General features: G+C 53.6%; 8 protein-coding genes. 1 reads left to right on the forward strand and 7 read right to left on the reverse strand.

The genetic code is table 11. The annotated features are described in order from the left end of the window. Positions 1-2 precede the first annotated feature (2 nt). Positions 3-3,746 (forward strand): response regulator, encoded by a 3,744-nt coding sequence (locus tag V6U78_RS03615; RefSeq protein ID WP_405337299.1) that lies wholly within the window; start codon positions 3-5, stop codon positions 3,744-3,746. 8 nt (positions 3,747-3,754) lie between these two features. Here V6U78_RS03615 and arsJ read toward each other — a convergent pair whose 3' ends face one another. The 7 genes from arsJ to V6U78_RS03650 form a co-directional block, all read right to left on the reverse strand. After that, positions 3,755-4,987 (reverse strand): organoarsenical effux MFS transporter ArsJ, encoded by a 1,233-nt coding sequence (gene arsJ, locus V6U78_RS03620; RefSeq protein WP_405337301.1) that lies wholly within the window; start codon positions 4,985-4,987, stop codon positions 3,755-3,757. 146 nt (positions 4,988-5,133) lie between these two features. After that, positions 5,134-6,141 (reverse strand): ArsJ-associated glyceraldehyde-3-phosphate dehydrogenase, encoded by a 1,008-nt coding sequence (locus V6U78_RS03625; RefSeq protein ID WP_405338000.1) that lies wholly within the window; start codon positions 6,139-6,141, stop codon positions 5,134-5,136. Between the two features lie 99 nt (positions 6,142-6,240). After that, on the reverse strand, positions 6,241-6,969 hold the full coding sequence (phoU, locus tag V6U78_RS03630) for a phosphate signaling complex protein PhoU (RefSeq protein WP_405337303.1): 729 nt from the start codon (positions 6,967-6,969) through the stop codon (positions 6,241-6,243). A gap of 22 nt (positions 6,970-6,991) precedes the next feature. Continuing rightward, complete coding sequence (gene pstB / locus V6U78_RS03635; protein ID WP_405338003.1) at positions 6,992-7,798, reverse strand: phosphate ABC transporter ATP-binding protein PstB; 807 nt, start codon at positions 7,796-7,798, stop codon at positions 6,992-6,994. Between the two features lie 87 nt (positions 7,799-7,885). After that, on the reverse strand, positions 7,886-9,268 hold the full coding sequence (gene pstA, locus V6U78_RS03640; protein ID WP_405337305.1) for a phosphate ABC transporter permease PstA: 1,383 nt from the start codon (positions 9,266-9,268) through the stop codon (positions 7,886-7,888). Positions 9,269-9,274: 6 nt separating this feature from the next. Next, positions 9,275-10,654, reverse strand: a complete 1,380-nt coding sequence (pstC, locus tag V6U78_RS03645; RefSeq protein ID WP_405337307.1) for a phosphate ABC transporter permease subunit PstC — start codon at positions 10,652-10,654, stop codon at positions 9,275-9,277. A gap of 81 nt (positions 10,655-10,735) precedes the next feature. Then, a complete protein-coding gene (locus V6U78_RS03650; RefSeq protein WP_405337309.1) occupies positions 10,736-11,767 on the reverse strand; it encodes a substrate-binding domain-containing protein in 1,032 nt (343 codons plus the stop codon). Positions 11,768-11,785 lie beyond the last annotated feature (18 nt).

Below are 11,785 nucleotides of genomic sequence, written 5' to 3' on the forward strand. Positions count from 1 at the left end.
GCGTGTTCCATCGACTCCCTGCTTCACTGAGCCGACGCCTGCTCCTGCTCACTCTGTGCAGCATCGTCATCATGACCTTGATCATCAGTAGCGTGATCAGTTATTTGCTGCTCGATAGCCATCAACAGCAGATCATTCGCCATCAGCAGGATTTCTCGCAACTGGTCGCCAACCGTGTTGATCACAATCTGCGTGAGCGCACCTATGCCTTAGAAGATCTTGCTACGCTGCTGCAGGCTAACCATCAACTGGTCTCTGAACAACGCTTACAACAGCTGCTGGATGAACGCTTGCTAATGCATAATCAATTCAACAATGGACTGGCGATTGCCAATGCAGAGGGTCAAGTGATCGTTGAATCGCCCACGATAGGACGCGTTGGATTGGATGTGCGTGACCGTGAACATTTTATTCAGGTGCAGGAGCAGCTCACACCCTTTATCTCTCAGCCAATTATCGGTCGTGCCAGTCAAGAACCTATTTTTACCATCAGCGTGCCAATTCTGAGCCACGAAGGCGTTTTTCTTGGCACTTTGATCGGCTCAACTCGCCTGCGCCGCGATAATCTTTTTCTTGATATTTCCAAAGAAACCATCGGCAACTCAGGACGCATGTGGCTGCTGGATCTGGACGCTGATCTGATCATCACCTCCAGCCTGGCTGAAAAATCCATGACGCCTATCTCCGATTTGGGCACCAGTGAAGTGGTGCAAAATCTACTCGCAGGCCAATTCTACGGCATTGCACGCAGTTATTTTGGCAATATGCGCGTGGTTTTTACCGCCAGCTCGCTCGATGAAATGCCCTGGACGGTTTTGCATACTTTCCCGACCGATGAGATGCTGATCTCGCTACGCCAACTGCTGTGGCAAATTCTACTGACCAGCCTGCTGCCGGGGCTGGCGATACTGCTGCTGACAGGCTGGCTGATTCGCCGTCAGCTCCATCCGCTGGAAAGCGCCGCACAACAGCTCGATAGCATGCAGGATGCGCAGGTGGCCCTGACACCGCTGCCCGTCCATGCCCAGGATGAAGTCGGTACACTGGTCACAGCGCTCAACCAACTCCTCGCCAGTCAGCAGCGTTATGCCGAAGAGCTTCAGGCCGCCACACGCGAAGCGCAGGCCGCCAATCAGGCTAAATCCCAGTTCCTGGCCAATATGAGCCATGAAATCCGCACTCCACTGAATGCCATCATCGGCCTCAGCGAGCTGCTGCTGGATAAACACCTGCCCAAAACGACCCAGCAGCGGGTTGAACATATCCACCGTTCAGGGCAATTGCTGCTCGGCGTGATCAATGACCTGCTCGACTTCTCTAAAATTGAGGCGGGATGCCTTGAAGCCGAAGAAGCGCCCTTTGAACTCCATCATGTGATTCAGCATCTGGTCAGCCTCTTTGCCTTGCCGATCAGCCAAAAAGGACTCGAATTTATTGTGCGGGTCCAGCCGGATCTACCCGAGCAGTATCTCGGCGATGAGCTTCGCCTGACACAGGTGCTAACCAACCTGCTCAGTAACGCGGTCAAGTTCACCGATCAAGGCAGCATCACGCTGAGCATTCAGCGTAGGGCAGCAACGCAGCGAGCAACGCACGACGAGATCGACAAGGTCGCGCTGATCTTCAGCATTGAGGACACAGGCATCGGCATGAATGCTGAGCAGCAATCGCGCCTCTTTCAGGCCTTTAGCCAGGTTGATAATTCAATGACGCGTCGTCACGGCGGGACTGGCTTGGGGCTGGTGATCAGCGAGCAGTTGGTTGAGCTGATGGGCGGGCAAGGCATCCAACTGGAGAGCACGCCCAATAGCGGTAGCCGCTTTGCGTTTGAGATCCATCTGCCCGTGGTTTCGCAGAGCACACAGCGTCCACGCTTAGAGAATATCCAGCCAGGCACAGCCCTGGTCGTTGATGATCAACCTGTAGCGCGCTTGGTGCTGCGCGAGATTTTAGAAACCTGGCATTTTGATGTCGAAGAGGCCACCGATGGCCTTGAAGCCGTTGAAAAGGTCGAGCAAGCCCTGGCCGCTGGACGTCACTTCAGCGCCATTTTGATGGACTGGGAAATGCCGCGCCTCAATGGACTCAGTGCGCTGCGTCATATACGTCAGCTGCTTGAGCAGCATGCCCACCCTCAGCCGCTGCCGACCATGCTGATGGTCTCCGCGCACGATCAAAACCATATCCGTCTTCAAGCCGAAGAAGACATCACCTATCTGCATAAGCCTGTCCATCGCTCCAATTTATACAATGCACTCTGCCATCTGTATCAACAAGCCCATGCTGAAGCGCCGCCAAGCCGCTTCCAACACCAGAAGGTGCTGGTGGTTGATGATCATCAGATCAATCAGCAGGTCGTGGGTGCTCAGCTGCAAGCTATGGGGCTAGAGGTGGATTTTGCCGATCACGGTGGCGAAGCTGTCGAGAAGGTCAGTCACACCAGCTATGATCTGGTGCTGATGGATATTCAAATGCCCGTCATGGATGGTTATGAGGCAACACGACTGATCCGTGAGCAGCAACCAGATCTGCCGATTATTGCCCTCACTGCCGCAGCCCTAGTGGAAGACAAGCACAAGGCCATCAACGCGGGCATGAATGACCACCTTGGCAAGCCATTTAGTCAGCAACAGCTGATCGAATGCCTCCAGCGCTGGTTAAAAGCAACTATACTGCCTGGTCTGAATCCAGCACTTTTGGATGACGAGGAATGGCAAGAAGTCACGAACCCGCCCAACGCGACTCATCAGCCCCAAGCCGCGCTTGAAAATACGGGTCCTGAAAATACGGGCTCTGAGAAAAACTGTCCCGAACAGCAAAAACCACGCATTTTGATCGTCGATGATATGCCAGAAAACATCAAAGTGCTGGCCAGTCAGCTGAAGGATGAGTATCGCATTCAGGTGGCCAACAAGGGTGCCAAGGCACTGGAGATCGCACGCAGTGCCACACCGCCAGATTTAATTCTGCTCGACATCATGATGCCGGATATTGACGGCTACACTGTTTGCCGCGAATTGAAGAGTGATCCGAACACCATTCATCTACCGATTATTTTTGTCAGTGCGCTGAATGAAATCGAGAATGAAGAAAAAGGACTGAATCTGGGTGCCGTTGATTACATCACCAAACCCTTTCATGTGCCGATCGTCAAAGCACGGATTCGCAATCATATCAGCCTCAAGATCAAGACCGACCTGTTGGAAGACATGTCACAGGTCGATGGTCTGACGCAGATTGCCAACCGACGCCATTTTGATCAGGTGATGGAAAAAGAAATTCAGCGTCATAAGCGAAGTGAATACCCACTTGGGGTGATCATGATGGATATTGATTTCTTCAAGCCATTTAACGATAACTATGGTCATGGCAAGGGTGATGAGTGCTTGATCAAAGTCGCGCGGGCGTTACAGCAGGTCATCCACCGCCCTGGTGATCTGATCGCGCGCTATGGCGGTGAAGAGTTTGTCGCGCTTCTCCCTGAGACAGACGAGCAAGGCGTTGAGAAAATCGCCCAAGCGCTTTTAGAGGCTGTGGATCAACTCCACTTCCCTCATGCCTACTCTCAAGTGGCGGAGCATGTCACCATCAGCCTTGGTGCCGTCGCGGCGATCCCTGATGCTTCTTGGTCAGCCAGTGCACTGCTGAAAGCGGCCGACCAGGCTCTGTATCAAGCGAAGGAGCAAGGCCGCCATCAGGTACAGGTTTATCCCCATGAAGCACCACCACAGGAGCAAGCAGAATAAGAAGCGGCTCAGTTCTGCGTGGGTTCAAGCTGGCCTTCACTGGGCAAGGCCAGCGCCAGCAAGGCCGCCACAAGAACCAGAGCAGAAGACACCCACAAACAGGCCACCAGGCCATAGACTTGAAACACCCAGCCAGAAAGCAGCGTGCCGCACAAGCGGCCCATCGCATTGGCCATATAGTAAAAACCAACATCTAAAGAAACACCTTCACTGCGTGCATAGCGCACAATCAGATAGCTATGCACAGAAGAGTTAACCGCAAAGAACACGCCAAAAATCAATAGCCCCACCACCAGCACCTGACCCGCGGGCCAGTCAGCCAAGAGTGCAAGCGCGATCACCGCAGGCCAGATGGCCAATGCCATCCCCCAACCAACAGCCGCAGCACGTTGTGGCAGCTGACCCGACACCCGCTGCGTGACCTGCGGAGCCAGAGCCTGTACAGCGCCATAGCCGATAACCCAAAGTGCCATAAAGGCCCCCACCTGCCAGAAATCCCAGCCCAGCGTGGCCTTCAAAAAGACGGGCAGGGCAATGACAAACCAGACATCCCGCGCGGCAAATAAAAACAACCGCGCCGCAGACAGCCAATTAATCGCCGAGCTATTGGAGAAGATCTCCTTAAACTTGGGCTGATGTTTCGTGCGGCCCAGCTCTTCACGCAGCAGCCACAAGGAAGCCCCCCACACCAACAGCAGCAACACCAGCATCGCCCAGATGGCACCAGTAAATCCCCACAGACTCAGCAATAGGGCACCTAGGAAAAAACCCACGCCCTTGAGTGCATTTTTAGAGCCAGTCAAAAAGGCGACCCAAGCATAGAGGCGACCCTGAGCGTTTTCTGGCAGCAGCAGCTTAATGGCGCTTTTGGCGCTCATTTTATTCAAATCTTTCGCGATCCCAGACAAGGCTTGCGCAGCCATCACCCAGATCAGAGTCAGCCATTCAGGTGGTAAGGTCAGCATGGCTAATGCCAGCACTTGTAGCCCTAAACCCAAATTCATGGTGCGATTCAAGCCAATGCGTGCGCCAAGCCAGCCACCTACCAGATTGGTGATCACACCAAAAATCTCATAAAAAACAAACAGCATCGCCAGCTGGATCGGCGTGTAGCCCAGCTGATGAAAATGCAGTAGCACCAGCATCCTGAGTGCACCATCCGTCAGGGTGAAGGACCAGTAGTTCGCCGTAATCAGCAGGTAGTTCTTCACTCCTGCACTCAAGCCAGTCAAGGACGGCATGGAGACACCTCGCTATCGCTTTCTTCAAGCCCTGTTTTCTCGGGCATTGGGACCATCAAACCATCAAAAGGCACCCAGAGCCAACGACCCTGAGTGCCTTCTCCAACCACAAACTTTCAGCACTGTTCAGGCTGATTGGCAAGGCTTCAGCCCGCCGCACCTACTAAGCGTGCGAGCTCAACCAGACGACGTGCATAACCCCATTCATTATCATACCAAGCGTAGATTTTGACCTGAGTCTGGTTAATGACCATTGTCGAGAGGGCGTCAACAATACTGGAGCGATCATCACCGCGATAATCAACAGAGACCAGAGGCCGTTCTTCATACCCCAGTATCCCTTTCAGCTCACCTTCTGCCGCAGCTTGCAGGGCCGCATTGACCTCTTCTACGCTGGTTGGACGCTCCACTTCAAAGACACAATCTGTTAGCGAGGCATTCGCCAAGGGGACACGCACAGCATGGCCATTAATGCGTCCTGCCAATTCAGGAAAAATCTCAACGATGGCCTTAGCTGAGCCTGTTGTCGTCGGAATCAAGCTCGTACCACAAGCCCGCGCACGACGCAGATCCTTATGGGGCGCATCCAGAATGGTCTGCGTATTGGTCAGATCGTGGATAGTCGTCATACTGGCATGGCGGACGCCAAAGTGATCGAGCATCACCTTCACCACGGGCGCCAAACAGTTGGTCGTACAAGAAGCCGCCGTGACGATAGGGTGCTGCTCTGGCTGAAAAAGATGCTCATTCACGCCCATCACCACATTCAAAACACCGGCTTCTTTGATCGGCGCGGAAACCACCACACGTCGCACACCCTGATCAAGATAGGCCTGCAATACCGCTTGGCTCTTGTGCTTGCCTGAACACTCCAGCACCAGATCACAACCCGACCAATCGACGGCACTGATGTCCTTGTGCTGAGTGCAGCGAATGACCTGGCCGTCAATCTGCATCTGCTCGCCTGTAGTGGCCTGAGCTTCTTGCGCCCAGCGCCCGTGGACGGAATCAAAATTCAGCAGATGTGCCAAACTGATCGCATCCGCAGCAGGATCATTGATCTGCACAAATTCGATCTCTGGCCAACCCCAAGCTGCCCGTAACGCCAAACGCCCCATACGTCCAAAACCATTGATACCGACTTTGATGGTCATACCCACCTCACTGAGCTCGATGATAAAAACATAAAAACAGATATACACATAAACGCATATTTTACCCAAAAAGAAAAGCCTTGCGGCTTTTCTTCCTGATCAACGGGGCGACTTGGCAATGGCCTCCAGTTGATCATCGGCCTGATGACGCACATCGCGCCCTTTGACCAGATAAATGGTGTACTCACAGACATTACGCGCGTGATCACCGATTCTTTCTATCGCACGGGCCACCCAAGTCATCTCAACGACTCGGCTGATATTGCGCGGATCTTCCATCATATAGGTCATATTCTGGCGCAAGATGGCCTCATAATCCTGATCGATGGCCTTATCCTCTAATGCAGCACCATAGGCCTTTTCGGCATCCAGCTCCTGAAAAGCACTCAGGGTATGCTGCAACATCGTCACCACATGCTGGCCGATCAATTCAAATTCATTATGATGTATCGTCAGGCGTGTTTCATTCTCAGCCAGTTTCATCGCAGCGCGTGCGATCCGCTTGGCCTGATCACCGATGCGCTCCAGATCCTTGATCGCCTTCATCACGGCCACGACGGCCCGCAGATCACTGGCCGCAGGCTGACGACGCGCCAGGATCTCAATGCACTGCTCGTCTATCTGCAACTCCATCCGGTTAATCGCCTGATCTTCAGCAATCACCTGCTGAGCCAGATCGATATCCACCTGAATAAAAGCTTGCAGCGCTTTTTCAACCTGCGCTGAAGCCAAATAGCCCATGCGCAAAACCTGCTCGATAATGCCTTTCAATTCTGCATCATAGCGCTGAGAAATATGCCCAGCGATCAATTGTTTGTTGCCCACCATATCCATCTCACTCCTACATCAATTAGCCAAAGCGCCCAGTAATATAATCCTCAGTGCGCTGATCTTGTGGGTTAGTAAAGACTTCCTTAGTGGCATTGATCTCGACCAGATCGCCCAGGTGGAAAAAGGCGGTACGATCAGAAACACGCGCAGCCTGCTGCATGTTATGGGTCACGATGGCAAGGGTGTAGCTGCCTTTAAGCTCATCGATCAGCTCTTCAATAATGGAAGTGGCGATCGGATCGAGGGCGGAGCAGGGCTCATCCATCAAAATCACCTCAGGACTCACCGCAATCGCACGCGCAATACACAGGCGCTGCTGCTGACCACCAGAAAGTCCGGTACCCGGTGCATCCAAGCGATCCTTCACCTCACTCCACAGACCAGCGCGCGTCAGACTGCTTTCTACGATCTCATCTAGATCCCGCTTGTTGTCTACCAAACCATGCAAGCGTGGTCCGTAGGCAATATTTTCATAAATTGATTTTGGGAAGGGGTTCGGCTTTTGGAACACCATCCCCACCTGCGCGCGCAGCTGAACCACATCCAAACGCGAGGCATAGATATCACGACCATCGAGTGTGACTTCACCGGTCACTCGGGCGATATCGATGGTGTCATTCATGCGGTTCAAACAGCGCAGGAAGGTGGATTTACCGCAACCAGAAGGGCCGATAAAGGCCACCACTTCATTTTGCATAATATCCATATTGATACCGTGCAGGGCTTCGGTCGCGCCATAGTGCACCTTGACATTGCGCGCGCTCATTTTGACCTTCTTATGCGCTGCATCCTGATCTTGCGCTGCTTCTTTAATCTTCACTTGCATATTCATAACCGCCTCTTCTCTTCTCGAGTTCTGTTCAGTGCCGTTTTAGGCTGGGCCATCTCGCTCTGGCGGATGGCCAGCGCGGGATTACCAGCGATTCTCAAAATGGCGTCTGAGCCAGATCGCGAGTGCATTCAAAGAAATCATCAGGGTGAGCAGGACCAAAATGGCTGCGGAGGTACGGGCCTCAAAGAAGTTACGCAGCTCATTGCCTTGCCAGAGGAAAATCTGCGCAGGCAAGGCGGTGGATTGCTCAAACGGAGAACCAGGCACGCTGGCCACAAAGGAGTTCATCCCGATCAGCAGCAAGGGCGCAGCCTCACCCAGTGCCTGAGCCACACCGATAATCGAGCCGGTGAGGATGCCGGGAATCGCCAAGGGCAACACATGGTGCATCACCGCCTGGACTTTCGAGGCACCGACACCCAAGGCCGCCTCACGGATCGAAGGCGGTACGGCCTTCAATGTTGAGCGAGTGGCAATAATGACCGTAGGCAGCGTCATCAAGCTGAGCACCAGACCACCAACAATCGGCGCTGAACGCGGCAGATCAAACCAAACGATAAAGATGGAGGCCCCCAGCAGACCAAAGACAATCGAGGGCACCGCGGCCAGGTTGTTGATATTGACCTCGATCAGATCGGTCAGCTTGTTTTTGGGTGCAAATTCTTCGAGATAGACCGCCGCTGCAACACCTAAGGGCACAGCCAGAAACATCACGATCAACATCATCATCAGCGAACCCATAAAGGCCCCCGCTAAACCGGCAGAAGCCAGCGAGCTGCGCGAATCCGGGTTCATAAACAAGGCCGTACTAAAGCGCTGGGTAATCACACCGTCATCAACCAGCTGATCAATCCACGCCCGTGTCCGCGCACTCAGCTGCTGCTGCTGATCAGGCAGATCACGATCTATATTGCCCTTCACCCAGACATCCACATTGGCATCGGCGAGCAGATGCAGACGAAGTGTCTGGCCGATCAAGCTGGGGTCCTGAGCGACCATTTCACGCAGTGCAAAACGCTCGCCACTGGTGACCAGGCGCATCGCATCACGACGATGCTGAGCCGCCTCAGGAATCACCTGCTCCAAACCTTGCAGAATCAAAGGATTAAAGTTGATAAAAGCCAGTTCCATTTGCCATTCCAGCAAGCGCTGTTCAAATTCAGCCTGATTTTCATCGGCTTGGCGCACTGGCCTGTCACTGATTTGAATCACCTCAGGATCAAAGTAAATATCCAAGGTGATATTGGCCTGCCAGAAAGCCGGCACACCCTTCAGAATAATGTTCAGAAACAGCACCGCGACCAGTGTCAGTGCGATACCGACTGCGCCCTGCCCAAGCCAGCGAAAGAACTTTTCTTGACGATGGCGCTTGGCCAGAGATTGGGCGATCCGCTGCTGCATCTGATCACGGCGCTCGGCCGGATCTTGCAGCGGGACTTGAGGATTAAGAAGAGAATCAATCATTCGGCATCACTCATATTGTTCACGGTATTTACGCACAATCACCAGCGCGATCACATTCAGCAGCAGGGTAATCACAAACAGCGTCAGACCCAGCGCAAAGGCCACCAGAGATTGCGGGCTGGCAAAATCCAGATCGCCAGTGAGCTGATTGACGATGGTCACCGTCATGGTGGAGACGGCTTCAAAGGGATTGGCCGTCAGGACTGGGCTGTTGCCTGCGGCCAGCACCACAATCATGGTTTCGCCTATCGCGCGGCTGGCAGCCAGTAGAATCGCCCCGACCACACCAGGTAAGGCCGCAGGTAGCACCACTTTGCGGATGGTTTCTGATTTAGTCGCGCCCAAGCCCAGTGAGCCTTCGCGCATGGATTTGGGCACCTGGGTGATGATGTCGTCGGATAAAGAAGAGATAAAAGGAATCAGCATAATCCCCATCACCACACCCGCCGTCAGTGCGGAGGTCGCTCGAATATCCAAGCCCAAGAACGTGCCCATTTCACTGAGGAAGGGGCCCACGGTGACCAGAGCAAAAAAGCCATACACAATCGTTGGAATACCCGCCAGCACTTCGATAATCGGCTTGGCAAAGGAGCGCACACGCGATGAGGCATACTCAGCCATATAGATCGCCGCCATCAGGCCAATCGGAATAGCCACAGCCAAGGCGATCAAGGCAATCATCAGCGTGCCCCACAAGAGTGGTAGCATGCCAAAACCAGATTGATTATCGTTGCCGACTGTAGAGAAGCGGGGGTTCCAGGTGGTACCTAGGAAGAAGTCCACTGGGTTCACAAAACTAAAAAAGCGCAGGGCTTCACCTGCCATCGACAAGACGATGCCCACTGTCGTCAGGATTGCGACGGTCGAACAACCAATCAATAACCAGCGTACAGCGCTTTCGATCTGGTTGCGCGCCCGCAAATCAGGGCGAATGCTGCGCCAAGCAAAGACCAGACTGGTCGCGGCAAGGCTCATCATCAAGGCCCATTTCAGGGTTGAGCCTAGGGTATTCAGGCGGCGCAGTTGTTCTGCTGCCAACAACTCATAAGATTGCGCCTCATTGGTCAGGCCAAAACCTGAAGCCAGATTATTCAAGCGTTGCAGCAGGATGCGCTGATCCTGTGCGGTCTGAGGCTGAAGCTCAGCAGGCAGGCCAGCCAAAACATGGCTGTGCACGATACCCGGTTGCAGCTGATTCCACAGTAGATAAACGATCAGCAGCGGTAAAAAGGTCCACAGCAGTAAGCGCATACCGTGGTAGACAGGTCGAGAATGCAGGCGTCCTTCGGTGAGCTGACGTCCGAGCGTACGGCTGCGCTTGACGCCCAGCTGGTACACCAGAGACATCATCACAAGCAGCACAGCAGCAAAAAGCAGATTGTTCATCTTCAGGCCCTTCTAGAAAACCCCCACTCCTGCTGGAGTGAGGGTTTCTTCACGTTCAGTAAGATCACTCAGAGTGCCGACTTAGCGCATAATCGTGCGGTTACGGACGGCGGTCTGGATCTCACGACGCTCTGCACTGCTCATCGGGATCAAGCCTGCATCTTCAAGCACACTGCCTGTACCACCCATCTCTTCACTGAGGAAGAACTGGGTGTATTCCAGCAAGCCAGGGATCACACCAACGTGGGCATTTTTGACATAGAAGTAGAGCGGACGTGAAACAGGGTATTCGCCTGAAGAAATCGTCTCTAAAGTGGGGGTCACACCACTCATGGTGGCAACCTGGAGACGGTCACGGTTCTGGTCATAGAAGCTCAGACCAAAAACACCCAGTGCATTACGCTGCGCATCCAAGCGTGCCAGGGTTTCAGTGTAATCACCCGCCACTTCAACTACACGGCCATCGGTACGGATCGCATCACAGAAGGCAGTGCGCTGATCACGGCTCATGCTGCTCACCGGTGAAGTTGCCGCACAGCCTGGGTGGACAACGGTTTCTTCGTAGACTTCACGCGTTCCGTGGTTGGAGCCAGGGATGACCAGCAGAATTTCCTGATCAGGCAAAGAAGAATCGATTTGTGACCAGCGGGTGTAGGGGTTGCGTACACGCTGACCATTTTGATAGATCTCAGCAGCGCCAGCGAGGAACACATGGCGAGGCTCTAAAGCGAAGCTACCGCTATCACGACGTGAGGCAAAAACAATGCCGTCATAGCCGAACATGACTTCGATAATTTCAGTCACGCCATTGCTGCGGCAGTTTTCTAATTCGTTCGGACGAATAGGACGCGAGGAGTTGGCGATATCGATGGTATTGGCGCCCACACCCTGACAGAACTGACGTAAGCCACCACCAGAGCCACCAGAACCCACCACAGGCGTTCTGAACTGCGCGAAGTTGTTACCAAACTCTTCAGCAACAATCGACGAAAAAGGCAGAACGGTTGATGAACCGGCAATTTGAATGGTGTCACGGGCCATGGCAGGCAGCGCCATCGCTACGCTTGCAGCAGCAGTCAGAGCTAAGGCCAGGGCTTTCTTCTTCACGGTCATGGAATTTCCTCATCTGAT

The organism is Marinospirillum alkalitolerans (assembly GCF_045055655.1).
In the GTDB taxonomy this organism is placed as follows: Bacteria; Pseudomonadota; Gammaproteobacteria; order Pseudomonadales; family Halomonadaceae; genus Marinospirillum; species Marinospirillum alkalitolerans.

What these genes read in the sequence shown, in the direction of transcription:
- V6U78_RS03625 (WP_405338000.1), bottom strand. Translation starts at nt 6,141, where the DNA reads ATGACCATCAAAGTCGGTATCAATGGTTTTGGACGTATGGGGCGTTTG.
- pstB (WP_405338003.1), bottom strand. Translation starts at nt 7,798, where the DNA reads ATGCAAGTGAAGATTAAAGAAGCAGCGCAAGATCAGGATGCAGCGCAT.
- phoU (WP_405337303.1), bottom strand. Translation starts at nt 6,969, where the DNA reads ATGGTGGGCAACAAACAATTGATCGCTGGGCATATTTCTCAGCGCTAT.
- pstC (WP_405337307.1), bottom strand. Translation starts at nt 10,654, where the DNA reads ATGAACAATCTGCTTTTTGCTGCTGTGCTGCTTGTGATGATGTCTCTG.
- V6U78_RS03650 (WP_405337309.1), bottom strand. Translation starts at nt 11,767, where the DNA reads ATGACCGTGAAGAAGAAAGCCCTGGCCTTAGCTCTGACTGCTGCTGCA.
- pstA (WP_405337305.1), bottom strand. Translation starts at nt 9,268, where the DNA reads ATGATTGATTCTCTTCTTAATCCTCAAGTCCCGCTGCAAGATCCGGCC.
- arsJ (WP_405337301.1), bottom strand. Translation starts at nt 4,987, where the DNA reads ATGCCGTCCTTGACTGGCTTGAGTGCAGGAGTGAAGAACTACCTGCTG.